The sequence below is a fragment of the Pseudomonas sp. ESBL9 genome (genome assembly GCF_036668715.1).
GTDB classification, from domain to species: Bacteria; Pseudomonadota; Gammaproteobacteria; order Pseudomonadales; family Pseudomonadaceae; genus Aquipseudomonas; species Aquipseudomonas lundensis.
Genome location: NZ_JAZEVV010000002.1, coordinates 77,761 through 99,362 on the forward strand (window position 1 = coordinate 77,761; position 21,602 = coordinate 99,362).

The window sequence follows — 21,602 nt, forward strand, 5'->3', positions numbered from 1 at the left end:
GCCCGAATTACAGTTTCTTGGCTTTCTCGATCGCTTCTTCGATGCCGCCGACCATGTAGAACGCTTGTTCTGGCAGGTGGTCGTAGTCACCGTTGAGGATGCCTTTGAAGCCAGCAATGGTGTCTTTCAGGGAAACGTATTTACCCGAAGCGCCAGTGAAGACTTCAGCCACGAAGAACGGCTGAGACAAGAAACGCTGGATCTTACGAGCACGGGATACCAACTGCTTGTCGGTTTCCGACAGCTCGTCCATACCCAGGATCGCAATGATGTCCTTCAGTTCTTTGTAACGCTGCAATACGTACTGAACGCCACGAGCGGTGTCGTAGTGTTCCTGGCCGATGACGTTCGGATCCAGCTGGCGCGAAGTCGAATCCAGTGGATCAACCGCCGGGTAGATACCCAGGGAGGCGATGTCACGGGACAGTACAACGGTCGCGTCCAAGTGGGCAAACGTGGTTGCAGGCGACGGGTCAGTCAAGTCATCCGCAGGTACGTATACCGCCTGGATGGAGGTGATCGAACCGCTTTTGGTCGAAGTGATACGCTCTTGCAGAGTACCCATCTCTTCGGCCAGGGTCGGCTGGTAACCTACTGCGGAAGGCATACGGCCCAGCAGTGCGGATACTTCAGTACCGGCCAGGGTGTAACGGTAGATGTTGTCAACGAACAACAGTACGTCGTTACCTTCGTCACGGAACTTCTCGGCCATGGTCAGGCCGGTCAGTGCTACGCGCAGACGGTTACCCGGCGGCTCGTTCATCTGACCGTAAACCAGTGCCACTTTGTCCAGTACGCTGGAATCCTTCATCTCGTGGTAGAAGTCGTTACCCTCACGAGTACGCTCACCCACACCAGCGAACACGGAGTAACCGCTGTGTTCCATGGCGATGTTACGGATCAGTTCCATCATGTTTACGGTTTTGCCTACACCGGCACCACCGAACAGACCCACCTTACCGCCTTTTGCAAACGGGCAAACCAGGTCGATAACCTTGATGCCTGTTTCCAGCAGATCGTTGCCGCCAGCTTGTTCAGCGAAGGACGGTGCAGGACGGTGAATGCCCCAACGCTCTTCGGTGTCAATCGGGCCAGCTTCGTCAATCGGGTTGCCCAGTACGTCCATGATCCGGCCCAAAGTCGCTTTACCGACCGGTACGGAGATGGCTGCGCCAGTGTCGATGACGTCCAGACCGCGCTTCAAGCCTTCGGTGGAACCCATCGCAATGGTACGAACAACGCCGTCGCCCAGCTGTTGCTGAACTTCCAGAGTTGTTTCCGCGCCTTGTACTTTCAGCGCGTTGTAGATGCTCGGTACGTTTTCGCGTGGAAATTCCACGTCGATCACGGCGCCGATGATTTGAACGATACGTCCGCTACTCATAGCTGGATCCTCTGAATATTTGAACCGTTAAACCGCGGCAGCGCCGCCGACGATTTCCGAGATCTCTTGGGTGATCGCAGCCTGACGCGCCTTGTTGTAGATCAGCTGCAAATCGCTGATCAAATCACCGGCGTTGTCAGTGGCGTTCTTCATTGCGATCATCCGCGCAGCTTGTTCAGCTGCACTGTTCTCGACCACCGCCTGGTATACCTGCGATTCCACGTAACGCACCATCAAGCCGTCAAGCAGCTCTTTGGCGTCTGGTTCGTAGAGGTAGTCCCAGTGGTGCTTGAGTTCTTGATCCGGGGTCGCCACCAGTGGAATCAATTGCTCCACAGTCGGCTGTTGCGTCATGGTGTTGATGAACTTGTTGGACACCACGGACAGGCGATCAATACGGCCTTCCAGGTAAGCATCCAGCATCACCTTAACGCTGCCGATCAAATCATTGATCGACGGTTCTTCACCCAGATGGCTGATGGCAGCGACGACGTTACCGCCGAAGTTACGGAAAAAAGCCGCACCCTTGCTGCCGACCACGCACAGATCAATCTCGGCGCCGTTTTCGCGGTTTACCGCCATGTCCTTGACCAAAGCCTTGAACAGGTTGGTATTCAAACCACCGCACAAACCACGGTCACTGCTCACTACAACATAACCAACACGCTTAACAGGGCGGTCGATCATGAAAGGGTGGCGGTATTCCGGGTTGGCGTTGGCCAAATGCCCAATAACCTGGCGGATGCGCTCCGCATAAGGACGGCTAGCAGCCATGCGCATTTGTGCCTTGCGCATTTTGCTGACCGCCACTTTTTCCATGGCGCTGGTAATTTTTTGCGTGCTTTTGATGCTCGCAATCTTACTGCGAATCTCTTTTGCGCCTGCCATGTAACACCTATCAGGTTAGCAAGCGGGAGCCTTGCGGCTCCCGCTGCGGCTTACCAGGTTTGGGTGGCCTTGAACTTCTCGATACCGGCTTTCATGCCAGCGTCGATGTCGTCATTGAAGTCACCCTTCACGTTGATCTTCGCCATCAAATCGGCGTGATCGCGGTTGAAGTAAGCAATCAGCGCTTGTTCAAAGCTGCCGACCTTGGTGATTTCGACGTCAGTCAGGAACCCACGCTCAGCGGCATACAGCGACAGCGCCATGTCAGCGATCGACATTGGTGCATATTGCTTCTGCTTCATCAGCTCGGTAACGCGCTGACCATGCTCAAGTTGCTTACGGGTCGCTTCGTCCAGGTCAGAAGCGAACTGGGCGAATGCCGCCAGTTCACGGTACTGAGCCAGAGCGGTACGGATACCACCGGACAGCTTCTTGATGATCTTGGTCTGAGCGGCACCACCCACACGGGATACCGAAACACCGGCGTTCACTGCAGGACGGATGCCCGAGTTGAACATGGCCGATTCCAGGAAGATCTGACCGTCAGTGATGGAAATCACGTTGGTCGGAACGAACGCGGAAACGTCGCCAGCTTGTGTTTCGATGATCGGCAGTGCGGTCAGGGAACCGGTTTTGCCGGTCACTGCGCCGTTGGTGAACTTCTCTACGTATTCTTCCGAAACGCGGGATGCGCGCTCCAGCAGACGGGAGTGGAGATAGAACACGTCGCCTGGGTAAGCTTCACGGCCTGGTGGACGGCGCAGCAGCAGGGAAATCTGGCGGTAAGCCACTGCTTGCTTGGACAGATCGTCATAAACGATCAGTGCGTCTTCACCGCGGTCGCGGAAGTATTCGCCCATGGTGCAACCGGAGTACGGTGCCAGGAACTGCAGCGCTGCGGATTCGGAAGCACTGGCAGCCACGACGATGGTGTTAGCCAGCGCGCCGTTTTCTTCCAGCTTGCGAACCACGTTGGCGATGGTCGATTGCTTCTGACCGATCGCTACGTATACACAGAAAATGCCGCTGTCTTTCTGGTTGATGATCGCGTCGATCGCCAGAGCGGTTTTACCGATCTGACGGTCACCGATGATCAGCTCACGCTGGCCACGGCCGACAGGAATCATGGCATCGACAGCCTTGTAGCCAGTCTGTACAGGCTGGTCTACCGACTTACGCCAGATCACGCCTGGAGCAACTTTCTCGACCGCATCGGTCTCGGTGTTGTTCAGCGGACCTTTGCCGTCAACTGGGTTACCCAGTGCGTCGACAACGCGACCCAGCAGTTCCTTACCAACCGGAACTTCCAGGATGCGGCCGGTGCACTTGGCGCTCATGCCTTCAGCCAGAGTCGTGTATGCGCCCAGTACTACGGCACCTACAGAGTCTTGCTCAAGGTTAAGCGCCATGCCGAAGACGCTGCCCGGAAACTCGATCATTTCGCCGTACATTACGTCGGCCAGACCGTGAATCCGCACAATGCCGTCAGATACGCTGACGACAGTGCCTTCGTTGCGGGCTTGAGAGGTCACATCGAGCTTTTCGATGCGGCCCTTGATAATTTCACTTATTTCGGAAGGATTGAGTTGCTGCATTGCTCTGCTGCCCCTTCAAACTCAAGATTTCAATGCTTCGGCAAGGTTTGCGAGTTTCCCGCGAACCGAGCCATCGATAACCAGGTCGCCGGCGCGGATGATGACACCACCTATCAGGCTGGCATCCTCCGCAACTTGCAGGCGCACTTCCCGGTCGAGTCGTGCACTGAGAACCTTGGCGAGTTTGTCTTGCTGTTCTTGGTTCAATGCAAAAGCACTGGTCACTTCAACGTCTACCGATTTCTCTTGTTCGGCCTTGTACAGGTCAAACAGAGCGGCGATCTCCGGCAACAGCGGGAGACGGTCGTTTTCGGCAACGACATGGATGAAGTTCTGTGCTTCTACAGTGAACTTGTCGCCGCACACATCAATAAATGTGGCGGCCTTTTCTGCGCTCGTCAGTCGCGGGGCCTTGAGCACGCGCTGCATAGTGTCGTCTTGCGACACTGCTGCAGCCAGGCCGAGCATGGCTGACCAAGAGGCCAGTTGCTGGTGGGCCTGGGCGTGCTCGAAGGCTGCCTTAGCGTAAGGTCGGGCCAACGTGGTCAATTCTGCCATGATCGCCCTCGCTTAAATTTCAGCAGCCAGTTTATTAACCAGCTCCGCGTGCGCGTTTTGATCGATTGTGGCACCCAGGATCTTCTCAGCACCTTCAACAGCCAAGCCACCCAATTGGGTACGCAGGGCGTCTTTGACGCTGTTCAGTTCCTGTTCGATCTCGGCCTGAGCCTGAGCCTTCACACGGTCAGCTTCAACGCGAGCCTGTTCACGGGCTTCGTCTACGATCTGAGTACCGCGTTTCTTGGCTTGCTCAATGATTTCAGCTGCTTGAGCCTTAGCTTCGCGCAGTTGCTGACCCGCTTTATCTTGGGCCAACTCCAGGTCGCGAGCTGCTCGGTTAGCAGCGTCCAGTCCAGCCGCAATCTTCTTCTGACGTTCTTGCAATGCCGCGATGACCGGAGGCCACACGAACTTCATGCAAAACAGTACAAAAATGAAGAACGCAACGGACTGGCCAATCAGGGTTGCATTAATGTTCACGCCAACACCTCGCTCGTTCGTTGTCCATCACTCTAATCAACTCGAAAATTCGAGTGATTAGCCAGCGAGTTGACCAACGAAGGGATTAGCGAAGGTGAAGAACAGTGCGATACCAACACCGATCATGGTTACGGCGTCGAGCAGACCGGCAACGATGAACATTTTAACTTGCAGCATTGGAACCATTTCTGGTTGACGCGCAGCGCCTTCCAGGAACTTGCCGCCCAACAGGCCGAAACCAATTGCAGTACCCAGTGCGCCCAGGCCGATCAACAGTGCAACAGCGATAGCGGTTAGACCAACTACAGTTTCCATCTTTCCTCCCGACTTTTACGTCGTATGGTTTAGGTTTTTAGATTAAAGCGGTAAAACAAAATCATTTTGCGACACCCTCTCACCGAAGCGAGAGGGGCACCAGGCTCGCCGAAACGGACCTTAGTGGTTCTCTTCGTGCGCCATCGACAAGTAAACGATGGTCAACATCATGAAGATGAACGCTTGCAAGGTGATGATCAGGATGTGGAATACAGCCCACGCCCATTGCAGCACCACGCCCAGACCGCTAAGCCAAAGCAGGCCGCTGCCGAACATTACGGCGATCAGGATAAACACCAGCTCGCCAGCGTACATGTTGCCGAACAGACGCAGTGCCAGCGAGATTGGCTTGGCAATCAACGTCACGAATTCGAGCAGGAAGTTCACCGGAATCAGCAGCGCCTGAACAAAAATGTTCTTGCTGCCAAACGGGTGCAGGGTCAGTTCGCCGATGAAGCCGCCGATGCCCTTGATCTTGATGCTGTAGAAGATGATCAGCGCGAATACCGACAGGGCCATGCCCAGGGTAGCGTTCGGATCAGTCGTCGGTACGGCACGGAACGGGAAGTGCTCATCGCCAGTGATCAGGATGGCCAACTGAGGAATCCAGTCCACCGGGATCAAGTCGATGGCGTTCATCAGGAACACCCACACGAAAATGGTCAGCGCCAGCGGAGCAATTACAGCGCTGCGGCCGTGGAAACTGTCTTTGACGCTGCCATCAACGAATTCCACCAGCACTTCTACGAAGTTCTGCAGTGCGCCTGGTTGACCGGAAGTTGCCTTCTTGGCCGCCATGCGGAAAACGAGGATAAAGATCAGGCCTACAAACAGCGACCAGCCGAGTGTATCGACGTGGAATGCCCAAAAGCCCATTTCTTTAGCTTCTGCAACGGTGTGAGCAAAGCCCCAGCCGCCATCAGGTAGCTGCCCGAAGGTCAGGTTCTGTAAGTGGTGCTGGATATAGCCCGAAGCGGTTGTTTCTGCCATGGTTGCCTCAAACGCCCTAAGGTCTCGAAAGTGTTGTTCTCATTAGCAGGGGAGCGAACCAGCTGACCAGTTGGGTCAGCACGAAGACGCCAAATACTGCTAACGGCGCCAATGGCTTCACACCTGCAAACGTCAGCGCGAACAGCACTGCCGTCAAAATTAATTTGCCCGCCTCGCCGGCGTAAAACGACCGCACGATGGCTTGCGCTGCTCGAGCGCCGGAAAACCGGAAAGCTCTGTGAGCAAAATACACATTGGGTAGCAAAGCAATCAGGCCTCCGCAGAGTCCCGAATATCCGGCGACAACTCCATGCCATTGCCAGAGCCCCAGAGCAGCTAGCAATAAAACGAAAAATTGAGCCAGTAAAACCGGAAAAACCGCCAGGCGATGGAACGGCAAGCGGTTTGGCGTGCGTGTTTCCATCACATCTGCTCCTCAAAGGTCGGCTGCCAAAAGTAATAACTTGGCATAATTTGTGCCGACAAAATGCGCGCAGAGTATAGGGGTGCTTAATCCCCTATTCAACTGTCAGGTAGTGATTTCCGACTGCGCGCTACACGAGGAATTGTTTCAGCGGATGTGTGCAAGCACACCCTGGAGCTCATCCAGAGAATTGTAACCAATTACTAATTGGCCCTTTCCCTTCTTTCCGTGGCGGATCTGCACCGCAGAGCCTAGGCGTTCAGCCAGTCGCTGTTCCAGACGTGCAATGTCCGGATCAGGTTTAACCGGTTCGGCAGGCTCCTGTTTGCCGCTCAACCACTGACGCACCAGCGCTTCGGTCTGACGTACGGTCAGTCCGCGTGCGACAACGTGTCGCGCCCCTTCAACCTGCTGAATTTCCGGCAAACCGAGCAACGCACGGGCATGACCCATTTCAAGGTCACCGTGCGACAGCATGGTTTTAATCACGTCAGGCAGGGAAATCAAACGCAACAAGTTAGCCACAGACACGCGGGACTTACCCACCGCATCAGCCACTTGTTGTTGAGTCAGTTGAAACTCTTGCTGCAAACGCTGCAAGGCAATGGCTTCTTCGATCGGATTGAGATCTTCGCGCTGAATGTTCTCGATCAATGCCATCGCGATGGCGGTTTCGTCCGGTACATCACGCACCATCGCCGGGATGGTCTCTTTGCCCGCCTGTTGGCTGGCACGCCAGCGACGTTCGCCCGCAATGATTTCAAAGCGGTTGCCTTCAATCGGGCGCACCACGATCGGCTGCATCACGCCCTGGGATTTGATCGAGTTGGCAAGTTCTTCGAGGGCTTGCGGGTCCATGTCACGGCGCGGTTGATATTTACCGCGCTGGATCAGGTCCAGTGGCAAATGCTGCAATTCACTTTGATCAACCTTGACCGCTTGCTCTTCCAGCGAGCTGACCGTAGGACCACTGAGCAGTGCATCCAGTCCGCGTCCTAGACCTCGTTTCTTGACGGCCATGGGATTTCCTTAAGTTGGCTGAACAGGGCGGGAGCTACGACGTTGACGACGAACCAACTCGCCCGCCAGGGCCAGGTAAGCAATCGCGCCACGGGAGTTTTTGTCATACGCCAGCGCCGGCATTCCGTAACTCGGAGCCTCGGCCAAACGAATGTTGCGCGGGATCACCGTGTCATAGAGCTGACCGCCGAAATGCTCTTTGAGCTGGGCCGATACATCGTTCATGAGGCTCAGGCGCGGATCGTACATGGTACGCAACAGGCCCTCGACCTTCAGGTTAGGGTTCAGCAGTTCTGCGATGCGCTTGATGTTATCCACAAGGTCGCTCAACCCTTCCAGCGCAAAGTATTCGCACTGCATGGGGATAATGACCCCATCGGCAGCCACCAGCGCGTTCAAGGTCAGCATCGACAGTGACGGGGGGCAATCGATCAGGATGTAATCGTAACTTTCTCGAACCGGTGCCAACGCTGTACGCAGACGGCTTTCTTTCATCTGCATCTCAAGCAGCACGACTTCCGCCGCCGTGAGATCCCGGTTGGCCGGCAGCAACTGGTAACCACCGTGCTCGGAATAGTGCATGGCCTGGGCCAAATCGCACTCACCGATCAACAGGTCGTATACCGAATTTTCAAGACCATGCTTATCCACACCGCTACCCATGGTGGCGTTGCCTTGTGGATCAAGGTCGATCAACAACACCCGACGCTTGGTAGCGACCAGCGATGCCGCGAGGTTGATACAGGTGGTGGTCTTACCCACACCACCCTTTTGGTTCGCTATTGCGAATACCTTAGCCATTCTTGCGTGCGTTCCCAATCATGCCGTGCGGCGCAGTATCAGCAGATGGCGTTGGCCTTGGCAACCCGGTACGGTCAAGGCGTGTTCGCTATCTAGACGAAAATCAGTGGGCAATGCTACCAGCTCATCAGCAGGATGAACGCCCTTCATGGCCAACCAGCGTGTTTCGCTGTCGCCCAGATGGCGAGTCCAATGAGTGAAGTTCTCCATGCTGCTGAAAGCTCTGGACACAATGCCATTGAACGGCAGCTCAGGTTGATATTCTTCAACTCGACTGTGGATAACCTGAAGATTGCCCAGCTGAAGCTCAAGTTTCACTTGGGTCAGAAAACGGGTTTTCTTGCCGTTGCTGTCCAGACACGTGACTTGGGAGTCCGGGAACAAAATCGCCAGAGGGATGCCGGGCATGCCGCCTCCGCTGCCGACGTCCAGCCAACGGCCGTTTTCGATGAAAGACATCACACTCAGGCTGTCGAGCAAATGGCGCGACACCATCTCGTCAGGGTTACGCACAGCCGTGAGGTTGTAAGCCTTGTTCCATTTGATCAACAGGGCCAGATAACCCAGCAGTTGCTGATGCTGGGTTTCGGTCAGATTGACGCCCAGCAGGCGTGCACCTGTGGATAACTCTTCGGCGTGTTGTGCAGTGACCAGCGAACTCAAGCGTTTAGCTCCAACGTGCGGCCTGCGCCGCGTTTTTTCAGGTGAATCATCAACAGGGAAATCGCAGCCGGGGTGACGCCAGGAATCCGCGAAGCCTGACCCAGTGTCTCAGGGCGTGTGGCACCCAGCTTGCTCTGGATCTCTTTCGACAGACCGGAGATGGTCGTGTAATCGATATCCACAGGCAATTTGGTATTTTCACTGGCCCGCAGCCGGGCTATTTCATCCTGTTGGCGATCAATGTAGCCCGCGTATTTGGTTTTGATTTCAACTTGCTCAGCAACCAGCGGGTCAATAGCGCCCTGCCCAGTCACTTCAACCAAACCGGCGTAGTCGATCTCAGGACGGGTCAGCAAATTCAGCAAGTTGTACTCGTGGGTAAGCGGCGTACCGAATTTGGCAGCAATGGCGTCGCCTTGTTCCGTGCCTGGACGAACCCAAGTGCTTTTCAAGCGCTGTTCTTCGCGCTCAATGCTTTCGCGCTTGTCGCAAAAAGCTGCCCAACGAGCGTCATCGACCAGCCCTAACTCACGGCCTTTCTCAGTCAAGCGCATGTCGGCGTTGTCTTCACGCAGGATCAAACGGTATTCCGCCCGGGAGGTAAACATCCGGTACGGTTCCTGAGTGCCCAAGGTAATCAGGTCATCGACCAATACGCCGATGTAGGCTTCATCGCGACGCGGACACCAGCTTTCTTTGCCTTGTGCGAGCAACGCGGCGTTGGTTCCCGCCAATAAACCCTGGGCGCCGGCTTCTTCGTAACCGGTAGTACCGTTGATTTGACCGGCGAAGAACAAACCGCCGATCACCTTGGTTTCAAGGCTGTATTTCAGGTCACGCGGATCGAAATAGTCGTACTCGATGGCATAACCCGGACGCACGATGTGGGCGTTTTCCATACCGCGAATCGATTGCACGATCTGAATTTGCACATCGAACGGCAAGGAAGTTGAAATCCCGTTCGGGTACAGCTCGTGGGTGGTCAAGCCTTCCGGTTCGATGAAGACCTGATGGCTTTCTTTGTCGGCAAAGCGATGGATCTTGTCTTCGATGGAGGGGCAATAACGCGGCCCGATACCTTCGATCACCCCCGAATACATCGGTGAACGATCAAGGTTGGAGGCAATGATTTCGTGAGTCCGCGCGTTGGTATGGGTAATCCAGCAACTGACCTGCGCCGGGTGCTGTTCCTTGTTGCCCATGAACGACATCACCGGAATCGGCGTATCCCCAGGCTGTTCGGTCATGACCGAAAAATCGACAGAGCGGCCATCGATACGCGGCGGTGTGCCGGTTTTCAAGCGTCCCACCCGCAAAGGCAATTCACGCAGGCGTTGAGCCAAGGCGATAGACGGCGGATCACCCGCGCGTCCGCCCGAATAGTTCTGCATACCGATGTGGATAAGTCCGCCCAGGAATGTGCCGGTGGTCAACACCACGGCATCGGCCATGAAACGCAGACCCATTTGGGTCACAACGCCACGTACCTGATCCTGTTCAACGATCAAATCATCAGCGGCCTGTTGAAATATCCACAGGTTGGGCTGATTTTCGAGGATTTCACGCACTGCGGCCTTGTAGAGGATGCGGTCCGCCTGAGCACGTGTTGCCCGCACCGCAGGACCTTTGCGGCCATTGAGTACGCGGAACTGGATACCGCCTTTATCGGTAGCCGTCGCCATCGCGCCGCCGAGGGCGTCGATTTCTTTAACCAGATGACTTTTGCCGATCCCGCCGATTGCAGGATTGCAGCTCATTTGCCCGAGGGTTTCCACGTTGTGGGTCAGCAACAGGGTTTTTACGCCCATGCGCGCTGAAGCAAGTGCAGCCTCGGTTCCGGCGTGACCGCCGCCGATGACGATCACTGCAAAACGGGAAGGGAAATTCACCACGCACCTCGTGCCTGTTTCTAGGGAGTTTTGGATAGACCGCGAAGTATAGGGACTTCGCCCTTCTTAAAGAACCCTTTGCACAAAATTTAACCAGCTGTGGATAAGGCAAGATAGAAAAATAAATAAAGAAGAAATTTATTAAAGCTTTGTTTTTATGTTTATTTCTATGCAGCTACTTTTCTGTGGATAGATCTTTGAAGGCCTTATTTTACGTACTGTACAGAGAATCAAAAGTCTGTGGTCATGTGCCCATGAGGGGATGGGATAAGTGCCTTAAGCCTGTGGATATTACAGTGGATTATCCACAGGCGAGGTTATCTTCAGTTTTGAACCCTACTTACCCACCGAGCTGTGGCCCAGTTATGCACAGGGCTTAATCCACAGAAAATAGCCATTCTTCTGTCTTTCAGGCAGCAGAAAACCGTCAGTCCCCATCAGAGTCAGACGATTTTTGAATGCAAGGTCGGGTTTGGTGATGAAGGGGTAATCAAGACTGTGCGATTTGCCAGCCGTTAGCGATGCGCTTCAGCGTGTGAGTGACCTCTGACGCACGGATAAAGTGGTGGTCATGTGAGGCGATCACCAAGGTGCCCGTGTAGTGCTTGAGCATGACTTCTAGCGCCTGGATGGAAGCCAGATCCAGATGGTTGGTCGGTTCATCGAGCAATAACAGCGATACGGGCTGAGCCCTGTAAAACACACATGCCATAGCTGCTTTTAAACGCTCCCCCCCACTGAGTTGCGCACATGGAAGGTGGATTTGGTGTGCGCCCAGACCAAGCTGCGCCAGCCATGTGCGCAACTCCCCTTGGTGGATGGCAGGATTAAGGGATTGCAGCTGTTCAAGGCTGGAACGCCGTGGCGACAGGCATGACAGAGTCTGGTCAAGGTAAGCGGTGTGTACAAACCTTGTGCATACCCCCGAAATCAAGGGCAAGTGCCCCGCCAGCACCTTCAACAAGGTCGACTTGCCGCAACCGTTAGGCCCGGATACGGCTATTCGTTGCCCGCGAGTCAACATCAGGTTGAGGGAATCTTCATCGGCCGCTGCAAAAGGCAAGCGCGCCTCGATCAATTCGGCACTGCGCACAGGAGCATTTGAACGTGTTTTGGCAGGCTGGATAAAGATGCTGTGTGGTTCTTCCACCCCTAACGCGGCTGCCTTCACCTCCGTGGCCAACGTTTGAAGGGTTGCGTCTTGCTGCTTAAGCACCTTGCCGTGGGTTAGCTGGCTTCTTTGTTTCTGTCGACCCAACAGGATGTTTGCCTGGTTGGAGTCACTGGCCTGTTTTTGACCCCGGGCCTGTTTGCGTTCGAGATTTTCTCGTTGCGCACGCAATGCCTGTGCTTCACGTTTTTGTTCAACCTTGGCCCGCTCCAACCTCTGCTGGGCACGCTTTTGTTGTAAATCCTTGGCCTGTGCATAACTCGAATAGCCGCCGCTGTAGCGAATTAGCCCTTGCGACGATAACTCGATAATGCACTGCATGGACTCCAGTAAAACGCGGTCATGACTGATGACCAGCACCGCTTTCGGCCATTTATCCAGCTGCTCGCTCAACAGCTGTCGGTGACAGGCATCCAGATGGTTGGTCGGTTCATCAAGAATCAACAGATCCGCTTTAGACGCAAACGCCCCTAGTAGAGCAACCCGCATGGCTTCGCCGCCACTCAGTGAGGCGACTGGCGTGTTCAGTGTGAGGTGTGACAAGTGCGCGTTGGCCAACGCATTCAGCAGGTGTTCACGCCGCATCCACTGATCACCGATGAGGTCGAGATCAAGCGGCGAGTAATGGCCCTGCTCCATGCGTTCCAGCGCTTGGACCACTGGTTTGACGCGCAAAAGATCCGCGACTGTGCAACCAGGTTCTTCAGTCATGTACTGACCCAGGTAGTACACAGAGCCTGCTCGCAGGCAGCGCCCGGTTGTGGGCAAGATGGCCCCGGCGATCAAGCGGGCCAACAGACTTTTCCCCACACCATTGCGCCCCACCAGCGCCATGCGTGGTTGGTCCAGCTGTAGGTCAAGTTGCGTGAAGAGTGGTCTGCCATCGGGCAGATGTAACGAAACGCCTTCAAGCGTCACATAGGTGGCGTGAGTCATATGTACTCCAAAGATGCGCAGAACGGCCCCTGCCAGGAGGGGAACAAGAACTGGCCGCTAACATCGCGGCGGCATCAATGGCGCATTGGACTAATACCTCTGTAGGAATGCAAAAACTCTAGCAGTTGAAAAGGCATGAGGATGCCTTTTATTGAGTCGGTTCAACGGCGGCTGCGTGAGTTGACTGACACAGCCGCTATCCGCATCACTTGCCGATACAGAAACTGGAGAAAATCCGGCCCAGTAGGTCATCTGAACTGAATGCGCCTGTGATCTCTCCCAATGCATGTTGGGCCTGTCGCAAGTCTTCAGCCAGCAGTTCCCCGGCGCCAGCCAGGGTCAGTTGCGCCCGACCATGCTCCAACGCAGCACTGGCATGCCCCAGGGCCTCAAGGTGCCGCCGCCGGGCGCTGAAACTGCTCTCTGAGGTTTGTTCGTACCCCATGCAGGCTTTCAGATGCTCACGCAATAAATCCAGACCTTCAGTGGAACGTGCGCTCAGGCTGATGGTGACATGGCCATCTTCGCTGACTTCCAGTGCAATGGCTTCCCCCGTCAGGTCGGCTTTATTACGAATCAGCGTGACCTTCGACGGATCGGGACGCTGTTCCAAAAACTCTGGCCACAGTGCAAACGGATCATCGGCTTCCGGAGCCGTCGCATCGACGACCAGCAACACGCGGTCGGCTTCACCAATGGCTTTGAGGGCACGTTGCACACCGATTTTCTCAACGTGATCTTCGGTATCGCGCAAACCCGCCGTGTCCACCACGTGCAGCGGCATGCCATCAATGTGGATATGTTCGCGCAACACATCGCGTGTCGTGCCGGCAATTTCAGTCACGATGGCCGCCTCACGCCCTGCGAGGGCATTGAGCAGGCTGGATTTCCCCGCGTTTGGCCGCCCCGCAATCACAACCGTCATCCCGTCGCGCAGCAAGGCACCCTGCCCGGCTTCGCGCTGAACGGTGGATAACTCGTCGCGAACCTTGTCCAGCATGCCAAGGACATGACCATCGGCCAGAAAATCGATTTCTTCTTCCGGAAAATCAATCGCGGCCTCAACGTAAATCCGCAGACTGATGAGTTGCTCGGTCAAGTTATGCACACGCTGCGAAAACGCGCCCTGCAACGATCGCAGTGCATTGCGCGCGGCCTGTGCAGAACTCGCCTCGATCAGGTCGGCAATGGCTTCGGCCTGGGCCAGGTCGAGTTTGTCATTCAAAAAAGCGCGTTCGCTGAATTCCCCCGGACGGGCCAGTCGACAGCCCAGCTCCATGCAGCGTTGCAGGAGCATATCGAGCACGACAGGCCCGCCATGTCCCTGCAATTCCAGGACGTCTTCGCCTGTGAATGAGTTGGGCCCCGGGAAGTACAAGGCAATGCCTTCATCCAGCACTTCGCGGTTTTCACCATAAAACGGCCCGTAATGGGCATAACGCGGTTTGAGCTCGCGTGCACTGAACGCTTGTGCAGCCTTGCTCGCGAGTGGACCGGAAATGCGCACGATCCCCACACCACCTCGCCCTTGGGCGGTTGCCACAGCGGCAATGGTTTCAGCCGGAACACTCATAAAACGGGCCTCGAAAACAAAAGTGTCAGATAGCAAAACGCCCCACTAGGGGGCGTTTTGAGTGGTGCTTACCAGAGTAAGTTACTCGGCGACTTTTTTGGTAGCCGCTTCAACTTTACGCGTGATGTACCACTGTTGAGCGATGGACAGGCAGTTGTTCACAACCCAGTACAGCACCAGACCAGCCGGGAACCACAGGAAGAAGAAGGTGAAGATGATCGGCATCAACTTCATCACCTTGGCCTGCATCGGGTCCGGAGGTGTCGGGTTCAGACGCTGCTGGATGAACATGGTTGCACCCATGATGATCGGCAGAATGAAGAACGGGTCTTTGATCGACAGGTCGGTAATCCAGAGCATAAACGGCGCCTGGCGCATTTCAACACTTTCCAGAAGTACCCAGTACAAGGACAGGAAGACAGGCATCTGCACCAGAATCGGCAAGCAGCCGCCCAGTGGATTGATCTTCTCTTTCTTGTACAGCTCCATCATTGCTTGCGACATTTTCTGACGGTCATCACCGAACTGCTCTTTCAGAGCGGCCAGTTTTGGCGCCACAGCGCGCATGCGAGCCATCGACTTGTAGCTGGCGGCCGACAGCGGGAAGAAGATCCCTTTGATCAGCATGGTCAGGAAGATGATCGACCAACCCCAGTTACCCACGATGCTGTGGATATGTTGCAGCAGCCAGAAAATTGGCTGGGCAATGAACCACAGGATGCCGTAGTCGACTGTCAGTTCCAGACCTGGGGATAACTCTTTGAGTACACCCTGGCTCTTTGGACCTGCATACAGGGTGGCGCTGGTTTCAGCGGTTTTACCCGGTTCAACGGTCAACGTCGGGCCAGTGAAACCGATGATGTAGTTGCCCTGGTTGTCTTTGCGGGTCTGAACGACGTTGTTATCGCCTTTCTGAGGAATCCACGCCGTTACAAAGTAGTGCTGCAGCCAGGCGACCCAACCACCTTCAACGGTCTCTTTAAGCTGACCTTTGTCGATGTCTTTCATCGACACTTTTTTATACGGTTCTGCACTTGTCCACAGGGCAGCGCCCAGGTAAGTAGCAGTACCGGTCGCGGTGCTGGACGAAGGATCGGAGCTGGCGTCACGTTTCAATTGCGCGAACAGGTTGCCGTTCCACGGCTTGCCGCTCTCGTTATCAATCAGATAAGTGACTTGTACATCGTAAAGGCCACGCTTGAGCGTGAAACGTTTGATGTAGTTGACGCCGTTTTCGCTGAATTTGAGATCAACAACCAATTGATCCTGGCCTGGGGCCAGCTCATAGGTTTTTTTCTCGGTGCTGAAAACCGGGCGACCGGTAGAACGTGCATCCGGGCCATCCTTGCCTGTCAGGCCGCTTTGCGCCAGATAGGTACGCTCGTTGCCGTTATCGAACAACTGGAATGGAACATCCGGGTGGTCCTGACGGCGCGGGTACAGTGGCAAACGCAATTGGGCAATGTCGCCGCCCTGTGGATCAATTGCGATGTCCAGTACGTCAGTTTTTACGTGGATCAAGTCTTTGCTAGCAGCAACCGGTGTTTCGGTCGGCGTGCTGGTATCAGCCGTGGCGCTAGGGACATCAGCACTGTTGGAAGCGTTGTTACCTGGAACCGTGTCGGGCAAAGCCGGCGCGGTGGTACTGCTGGCGGCAACATTCTGAGTCGGCAGAGCAGCCTGACCATAGTCCTGGTTCCATTTGAGAACCATAACGTAGGACACGACTGCCAGGGCGACGATCAGGATCGTGCGTTTAATATCCATGATTACTCGGCCATCGAAGAAGAACGGGAGGTAGGGATAGGTGGAACCGGGTCATAACCACCGGGATTCCACGGGTGACAGCGACCTAAACGACGAAAGGTCAGCCAGCCGCCGCGAAGAACGCCATGATTTTCGATGGCTTCCAACGCGTAGCAGGAACAACTGGGGTAGAAACGGCAGTGGCTGGCCATCAAAGGACTAATGGCATAACGATAAAACTGGATCGGAACGAGTGCCAGTTTACGCATCAGGACTGCCTACCCCTACAGTTTCGGAGTTAACCGCTGGAACTGGCGAATTACGCGCCAGGCGCTTCCAGAGTTTGCCGAAATGCTGAATCAATTCGGGGTTCTCTACGTCACCCAAACCTTTGCGCGCGACGATAACGATATCCCAACCGACCAGTGAATCCTGGTGGAGACGAAACGATTCACGCATCAAACGCTTAAGGCGATTGCGCTGAACGGAGAGCTTTACGCTCTTTTTACCGATCACTAACCCCAAGCGGGGGTGATCGAGACCGTTACTGCGCGCAAGGAGCAGGAGATTTTTCCCCGGTACCTTGCCGGTGGGGGAGTCAAAGACTGCCTTGAAATGCCGGGGAGTGAGTAACCGCTTTTCCCGACTGAAGTCCTGACTCACCACCATTGTCTGATTATCAAACTGCCAGACGCGCACGGCCTTTGGCGCGGCGACGCGACAGGACGGCACGGCCGTTTTTAGTAGCCATGCGTGCACGGAAACCGTGAGTGCGGGCGCGTTTGATAGTGCTTGGTTGGAAAGTACGTTTCATGTCGTGCTACCTGGTTCGTCCACAACGGGCCGGAATGGCCCCCGTTTTAAGAGACCGGCGATTCTAGAGAATGCAAGCCAATAGGTCAATTTCCAACCAACCTTTCCTGGTAAATAGATGTGGGCTTTTTTACACAGCCCTCTCACGGCGTAGCTATAGAAATTAAAAAACGTTTTATTTAAAGCTCTTTTAAAGAACTAACTACTCTTACAGAGCCCGGTATCTGTGGATAAAACGCTGTAGGCCATATGGGAAAGGGCTTTCAGCGATTCAAAAGGTTGTCCACAAGCCGTGCTCTGCCTGTGCCGCACCGTCGGAAAAGCTGTGCATGAAAGGGCTCTTTATCCACAGGCGACTTATGCACAACGTTTCACCCCCACTTGTGCAACGGGCTTAGGCCCGCTTATCCACAGACCTTATGCACCTACCATTTGTCGCTTTATTCAGGGATAAAAACCGAATCCTTCCTTATAGACAGGCAACCTACATGTGGATAAGTGAACGCGTGGTCGCTACAATGGCGCCTGTTTTTGCCTCACCGGCTTTCAACTTAGGGGATATCCGTGTCAGTGGAACTTTGGCAGCAGTGCGTAGAGCTTTTGCGCGAAGAACTGCCTGCCCAGCAATTCAACACCTGGATCCGTCCACTACAGGTCGAAGCCGAAGGCGACGAGTTGCGCGTGTATGCACCCAACCGTTTTGTGCTCGACTGGGTGAACGAGAAGTACCTGAGCCGTCTGCTTGAGCTGTTGAATGAGCACAGCAATGGCATGGCGCCTGCGTTGTCCTTATTAATAGGCAGCAAGCGCAGCTCGGCGCCTCGCGCTGCACCGAATGCGCCGTTGGCGGCTGCTGCCTCGCAACAGGCCCCCGCCCCCTCCGTAGCCCCAAGTGCTCCTTCTCAGGCCGCTGCAACACCTGCGCCTGCGCCCAAGCCTGCAACGCAGACGAGTGAAGAGCCGTCGCGCGACAGCTTCGATCCAATGGCTGGCGCCAGTTCGCAACAAGCGCCGGTTCGCGCCGAGCAACGTACCGTTCAAGTCGAAGGTGCGCTCAAGCACACCAGTTACCTGAACCGCACGTTCACCTTTGAAAACTTTGTCGAGGGTAAATCCAACCAACTGGCCCGCGCTGCGGCGTGGCAAGTGGCGGACAACCCCAAGCACGGTTACAACCCGCTGTTTCTATACGGCGGTGTAGGTCTGGGTAAGACTCACTTGATGCATGCTGTGGGCAACCACCTGCTCAAGAAGAACCCGAATGCCAAGGTGGTGTACCTGCATTCCGAGCGTTTTGTAGCGGACATGGTCAAAGCCCTGCAGCTCAACGCGATCAATGAGTTCAAGCGCTTCTACCGCTCGGTGGATGCGTTGCTCATCGATGACATTCAGTTCTTTGCGCGCAAGGAGCGGTCTCAGGAAGAGTTCTTCCATACCTTCAACGCCCTGCTTGAAGGCGGTCAGCAAGTGATTCTGACCAGCGACCGTTACCCGAAAGAAATCGAAGGCCTGGAAGAACGCCTCAAATCACGTTTCGGCTGGGGCCTGACAGTGGCCGTCGAGCCGCCGGAACTGGAAACACGTGTGGCGATCCTGATGAAGAAGGCCGATCAGGCCAAAGTCGATTTGCCCCACGATGCTGCCTTCTTTATTGCACAACGCATTCGCTCCAACGTGCGTGAGCTTGAAGGCGCACTCAAGCGGGTGATTGCTCACTCGCACTTTATGGGCCGCGACATCACCATCGAGCTGATTCGCGAATCCCTTAAAGACTTGCTGGCGCTGCAAGACAAGCTGGTCTCTGTGGATAACATCCAGCGCACTGTCGCGGAGTACTACAAGATCAAGATCTCGGATTTGCTGTCCAAGCGCCGTTCGCGCTCGGTGGCGCGTCCACGTCAGGTCGCAATGGCGTTGTCCAAAGAGCTGACCAACCACAGCTTGCCGGAAATCGGTGACGTGTTTGGTGGCCGCGACCATACGACGGTCTTGCATGCGTGCCGCAAAATCAACGAACTCAAGGAATCCGACGCGGACATCCGCGAGGACTACAAGAACCTGCTGCGTACACTGACCACCTGATGACACCAGCGCAGCTTATTAAGGCAAGGGACTAGACCATGCATTTCACCATTCAACGCGAAGCCCTGTTGAAACCCCTGCAACTGGTCGCAGGCGTCGTTGAACGCCGCCAGACCTTGCCGGTATTGTCCAACGTGCTGTTGGTTGTCGAAGGCCAGCAACTGTCGCTGACCGGTACTGACCTGGAAGTCGAGCTGGTAGGTCGCGTACAACTGGAAGAGCCGGCTGAGCCCGGCGAAATCACCGTACCTGCGCGCAAGCTGATGGATATCTGCAAAAGTTTGCCCAACGATGCGCTGATCGACATCAAGCTTGATGACCAGAAGCTGGTGGTCAAGGCCGGACGTAGCCGCTTCACGCTGTCGACCCTGCCTGCCAATGACTTCCCGACGGTTGAAGAAGGCCCAGGTTCGTTGACCTGTAACCTGCAACAGAGCAAGCTGCGTCGTTTGATCGAGCGCACCAGCTTCGCCATGGCGCAACAAGACGTACGCTACTACCTCAACGGTATGTTGCTCGAAGTGTCGGCCGGGATCATCCGTGCCGTAGCCACCGATGGACACCGTCTGGCCATGTGTTCGATGAAAGCCGATATCGGCCAGCCGGATCGCCATCAGGTCATCGTGCCGCGCAAGGGCATCCTGGAGCTGGCCCGCCTGCTGACGGAACCGGACGGTGAAGTCAGCATCGTGCTGGGGGCTCACCACATTCGCGCAACAACTGGTGAATTCACCTTCACCTCCAAACTGGTGGACGGTAAGTTCCCGGACTACGAGCGCGTGCTGCCTAAAGGCGGCGACAAAACCGTTATCGGTGATCGTCAGGCCTTGCGTGAAGCGTTCAGCCGCACTGCGATTCTGTCCAACGAGAAATACCGCGGTATTCGTCTGCAACTGGCCAATGGCCAACTGAAAATCCAGGCCAATAACCCGGAACAGGAAGAAGCGGAAGAAGAAGTGGGCGTTGACTACAACGGCGGCTCGCTGGAGATCGGCTTCAACGTGAGCTATCTGCTGGACGTGCTGGGCGTCATGACCACTGAGCAAGTGCGTCTGATCCTGTCGGACTCCAACAGCAGTGCGTTGGTGCAAGAATCGGACAACGACGATTCGGCCTACGTTGTCATGCCGATGCGTCTGTAACTTATGCACAGCCTGCACTAGATGTCCCTCAGTCGTGTCACAGTCACCGCGGTGCGTAACTTGCACCCGGTGACGTTCTCCCCTTCCCCCCGCATCAATATCCTGTACGGCGACAACGGCAGCGGTAAAACCAGCGTGCTGGAAGCTATCCACTTGCTGGGGCTGGCCCGCTCGTTCCGTAGCGTGCGCCTCAACCCCGTTATTCAGCATGAACAACAGACCTGCACCGTCTTCGGCCAGGTTGAGTTGGCTGAAGGTGGCCACAGTGCGCTGGGCATCTCACGCGACCGGCAGGGGGAGTTTCAAATCCGTATCGATGGCCAGAATGCGCGCAGTGCGGCGCAATTGGCCGAGATATTACCGCTGCAATTAATTAACCCGGACAGCTTCCGTCTACTGGAAGGCGCCCCGAAGATCCGTAGGCAGTTTCTGGATTGGGGAGTGTTCCACGTCGAACCGCGCTTCATGTCGACCTGGCAGCGGCTACAGAAGGCCCTGCGGCAGCGGAACTCATGGCTGCGGCATGGTACACTCGACGCCGTTTCACAAGCGGCCTGGGACCGGGAACTGTGTCTGGCCAGTGCTGAAATCGATGAATACCGACGCGCCTATATCAAAGCCTTGAAACCAGTCTTTGAGCAGACCCTGAGCGAGTTGTTGGAGCTCGAAGGGTTAACGCTGAGTTATTACCGTGGGTGGGACAAAGACCGTGAGCTGAGCGCAGTGCTCGCCGCATCCGTCCACCGCGATCAGCAAATGGGTCATACCCAGGCGGGACCGCAACGTGCTGATTTACGCCTGAAGCTGGGCGGCCACAACGCCGCAGAAATCCTCTCGCGCGGGCAGCAAAAGTTAGTGGTCTGCGCTTTGCGAATTGCTCAGGGGCATTTGGTCAGTCAGGCACGGCGCGGCCAATGTATTTATCTGGTGGACGATTTGCCGTCTGAACTCGACGAGCAACATCGCCACGCACTGTGTCGCTTGTTGGAAGACTTACGCTGCCAGGTGTTTATCACCTGTGTAGATCACGAATTATTGAGGGAAGGCTGGCAGACGGAAACGCCAGTTGCACTGTTCCACGTGGAACAGGGCTGTATCACCCAGACCCACGACCATCGGGAGTGAAGGC

At 55.5% G+C, this 21,602-nt stretch carries 21 protein-coding genes; 3 read left to right on the plus strand and 18 right to left on the minus strand.

Annotated features, from left to right (window positions below):
* Positions 1-7: 7 nt before the first annotated feature.
* The 18 genes from atpD to rpmH all read right to left on the minus strand — a co-directional run bounded on the left by atpD (position 8) and on the right by rpmH (position 17,250).
* Positions 8-1,384, minus strand: coding sequence for a F0F1 ATP synthase subunit beta (gene atpD / locus V6F78_RS06835; protein ID WP_047279012.1), 1,377 nt, complete (start codon positions 1,382-1,384; stop codon positions 8-10).
* 27 nt (positions 1,385-1,411) lie between these two features.
* The gene (atpG, locus tag V6F78_RS06840) at positions 1,412-2,272 is read right to left on the minus strand and encodes a F0F1 ATP synthase subunit gamma (RefSeq protein ID WP_019409117.1); all 861 of its coding nucleotides are present in this window, start codon (positions 2,270-2,272) and stop codon (positions 1,412-1,414) included.
* Positions 2,273-2,322: 50 nt separating this feature from the next.
* Entirely contained in the window at positions 2,323-3,867 is a 1,545-nt protein-coding gene (gene atpA / locus V6F78_RS06845) for a F0F1 ATP synthase subunit alpha (protein WP_047279010.1), read from the minus strand.
* A gap of 21 nt (positions 3,868-3,888) precedes the next feature.
* Positions 3,889-4,425, minus strand: coding sequence for a F0F1 ATP synthase subunit delta (locus V6F78_RS06850; protein ID WP_047279008.1), 537 nt, complete (start codon positions 4,423-4,425; stop codon positions 3,889-3,891).
* A gap of 12 nt (positions 4,426-4,437) precedes the next feature.
* Positions 4,438-4,908, minus strand: a complete 471-nt coding sequence (locus V6F78_RS06855; protein WP_047279006.1) for a F0F1 ATP synthase subunit B — start codon at positions 4,906-4,908, stop codon at positions 4,438-4,440.
* 57 nt (positions 4,909-4,965) lie between these two features.
* Complete coding sequence (gene atpE / locus V6F78_RS06860; RefSeq protein ID WP_002555987.1) at positions 4,966-5,223, minus strand: F0F1 ATP synthase subunit C; 258 nt, start codon at positions 5,221-5,223, stop codon at positions 4,966-4,968.
* A 120-nt stretch (positions 5,224-5,343) separates the two neighbouring features.
* Positions 5,344-6,213: a F0F1 ATP synthase subunit A gene (atpB, locus tag V6F78_RS06865; RefSeq protein WP_047279004.1), complete on the minus strand. Its 870-nt coding sequence runs from the start codon at positions 6,211-6,213 to the stop codon at positions 5,344-5,346.
* Between the two features lie 16 nt (positions 6,214-6,229).
* Positions 6,230-6,637, minus strand: a complete 408-nt coding sequence (locus V6F78_RS06870) for a F0F1 ATP synthase subunit I (RefSeq protein WP_332726907.1) — start codon at positions 6,635-6,637, stop codon at positions 6,230-6,232.
* Between the two features lie 147 nt (positions 6,638-6,784).
* A complete protein-coding gene (locus V6F78_RS06875) occupies positions 6,785-7,657 on the minus strand; it encodes a ParB/RepB/Spo0J family partition protein (protein ID WP_047296568.1) in 873 nt (290 codons plus the stop codon).
* 9 nt (positions 7,658-7,666) lie between these two features.
* A complete protein-coding gene (locus V6F78_RS06880) occupies positions 7,667-8,458 on the minus strand; it encodes a ParA family protein (protein WP_047278999.1) in 792 nt (263 codons plus the stop codon).
* An 18-nt stretch (positions 8,459-8,476) separates the two neighbouring features.
* Positions 8,477-9,121 carry a 16S rRNA (guanine(527)-N(7))-methyltransferase RsmG gene (rsmG, locus tag V6F78_RS06885; protein ID WP_047279727.1) on the minus strand — a complete coding sequence of 215 codons (645 nt, stop codon included), beginning with the start codon at positions 9,119-9,121 and terminating at the stop codon, positions 8,477-8,479.
* Positions 9,118-11,010: a tRNA uridine-5-carboxymethylaminomethyl(34) synthesis enzyme MnmG gene (gene mnmG / locus V6F78_RS06890; RefSeq protein ID WP_047279736.1), complete on the minus strand. Its 1,893-nt coding sequence runs from the start codon at positions 11,008-11,010 to the stop codon at positions 9,118-9,120. The genes rsmG and mnmG overlap by 4 nt, the downstream gene beginning before the upstream one ends.
* A gap of 490 nt (positions 11,011-11,500) precedes the next feature.
* On the minus strand, positions 11,501-13,117 hold the full coding sequence (locus V6F78_RS06895; RefSeq protein WP_332726908.1) for an ABC-F family ATP-binding cassette domain-containing protein: 1,617 nt from the start codon (positions 13,115-13,117) through the stop codon (positions 11,501-11,503).
* A 205-nt stretch (positions 13,118-13,322) separates the two neighbouring features.
* Positions 13,323-14,690, minus strand: coding sequence for a tRNA uridine-5-carboxymethylaminomethyl(34) synthesis GTPase MnmE (gene mnmE, locus V6F78_RS06900; RefSeq protein ID WP_047296573.1), 1,368 nt, complete (start codon positions 14,688-14,690; stop codon positions 13,323-13,325).
* A gap of 81 nt (positions 14,691-14,771) precedes the next feature.
* Positions 14,772-16,457 (minus strand): membrane protein insertase YidC, encoded by a 1,686-nt coding sequence (gene yidC, locus V6F78_RS06905; RefSeq protein ID WP_047278991.1) that lies wholly within the window; start codon positions 16,455-16,457, stop codon positions 14,772-14,774.
* A 2-nt stretch (positions 16,458-16,459) separates the two neighbouring features.
* The gene (gene yidD, locus V6F78_RS06910; RefSeq protein ID WP_048402126.1) at positions 16,460-16,705 is read right to left on the minus strand and encodes a membrane protein insertion efficiency factor YidD; all 246 of its coding nucleotides are present in this window, start codon (positions 16,703-16,705) and stop codon (positions 16,460-16,462) included.
* Complete coding sequence (rnpA, locus tag V6F78_RS06915; RefSeq protein ID WP_202969404.1) at positions 16,698-17,099, minus strand: ribonuclease P protein component; 402 nt, start codon at positions 17,097-17,099, stop codon at positions 16,698-16,700. Before rnpA ends, yidD begins: the two co-directional genes overlap by 8 nt.
* A 16-nt stretch (positions 17,100-17,115) precedes the next feature.
* Entirely contained in the window at positions 17,116-17,250 is a 135-nt protein-coding gene (gene rpmH, locus V6F78_RS06920) for a 50S ribosomal protein L34 (RefSeq protein WP_003213577.1), read from the minus strand.
* Positions 17,251-17,813: 563 nt separating this feature from the next.
* On the opposite strand from rpmH, the gene dnaA reads away from it, so the two are divergent.
* The 3 genes from dnaA to recF are packed head-to-tail and all read left to right on the plus strand — an operon-like array spanning position 17,814 to position 21,598.
* Positions 17,814-19,331 (plus strand): chromosomal replication initiator protein DnaA, encoded by a 1,518-nt coding sequence (gene dnaA / locus V6F78_RS06925; protein ID WP_047296580.1) that lies wholly within the window; start codon positions 17,814-17,816, stop codon positions 19,329-19,331.
* A gap of 38 nt (positions 19,332-19,369) precedes the next feature.
* The gene (gene dnaN / locus V6F78_RS06930; protein ID WP_047278985.1) at positions 19,370-20,473 is read left to right on the plus strand and encodes a DNA polymerase III subunit beta; all 1,104 of its coding nucleotides are present in this window, start codon (positions 19,370-19,372) and stop codon (positions 20,471-20,473) included.
* Positions 20,474-20,494: 21 nt separating this feature from the next.
* Positions 20,495-21,598 carry a DNA replication/repair protein RecF gene (recF, locus tag V6F78_RS06935; RefSeq protein WP_047278983.1) on the plus strand — a complete coding sequence of 368 codons (1,104 nt, stop codon included), beginning with the start codon at positions 20,495-20,497 and terminating at the stop codon, positions 21,596-21,598.
* Positions 21,599-21,602: the final 4 nt, after the last annotated feature.

Excerpts from the sequence above, each read along its gene's own strand:
- atpD (WP_047279012.1), bottom strand. The coding sequence starts at position 1,384 with ATGAGTAGCGGACGTATCGTTCAAATCATCGGCGCCGTGATCGACGTG.
- atpG (WP_019409117.1), bottom strand. The coding sequence starts at position 2,272 with ATGGCAGGCGCAAAAGAGATTCGCAGTAAGATTGCGAGCATCAAAAGC.
- atpA (WP_047279010.1), bottom strand. The coding sequence starts at position 3,867 with ATGCAGCAACTCAATCCTTCCGAAATAAGTGAAATTATCAAGGGCCGC.
- V6F78_RS06850 (WP_047279008.1), bottom strand. The coding sequence starts at position 4,425 with ATGGCAGAATTGACCACGTTGGCCCGACCTTACGCTAAGGCAGCCTTC.
- atpE (WP_002555987.1), bottom strand. The coding sequence starts at position 5,223 with ATGGAAACTGTAGTTGGTCTAACCGCTATCGCTGTTGCACTGTTGATC.
- atpB (WP_047279004.1), bottom strand. The coding sequence starts at position 6,213 with ATGGCAGAAACAACCGCTTCGGGCTATATCCAGCACCACTTACAGAAC.
- V6F78_RS06870 (WP_332726907.1), bottom strand. The coding sequence starts at position 6,637 with ATGGAAACACGCACGCCAAACCGCTTGCCGTTCCATCGCCTGGCGGTT.
- V6F78_RS06875 (WP_047296568.1), bottom strand. The coding sequence starts at position 7,657 with ATGGCCGTCAAGAAACGAGGTCTAGGACGCGGACTGGATGCACTGCTC.
- V6F78_RS06880 (WP_047278999.1), bottom strand. The coding sequence starts at position 8,458 with ATGGCTAAGGTATTCGCAATAGCGAACCAAAAGGGTGGTGTGGGTAAG.
- V6F78_RS06895 (WP_332726908.1), bottom strand. The coding sequence starts at position 13,117 with ATGACTCACGCCACCTATGTGACGCTTGAAGGCGTTTCGTTACATCTG.
- mnmE (WP_047296573.1), bottom strand. The coding sequence starts at position 14,690 with ATGAGTGTTCCGGCTGAAACCATTGCCGCTGTGGCAACCGCCCAAGGG.
- yidC (WP_047278991.1), bottom strand. The coding sequence starts at position 16,457 with ATGGATATTAAACGCACGATCCTGATCGTCGCCCTGGCAGTCGTGTCC.
- yidD (WP_048402126.1), bottom strand. The coding sequence starts at position 16,705 with ATGCGTAAACTGGCACTCGTTCCGATCCAGTTTTATCGTTATGCCATT.
- rpmH (WP_003213577.1), bottom strand. The coding sequence starts at position 17,250 with ATGAAACGTACTTTCCAACCAAGCACTATCAAACGCGCCCGCACTCAC.
- dnaN (WP_047278985.1), top strand. The coding sequence starts at position 19,370 with ATGCATTTCACCATTCAACGCGAAGCCCTGTTGAAACCCCTGCAACTG.
- recF (WP_047278983.1), top strand. The coding sequence starts at position 20,495 with ATGTCCCTCAGTCGTGTCACAGTCACCGCGGTGCGTAACTTGCACCCG.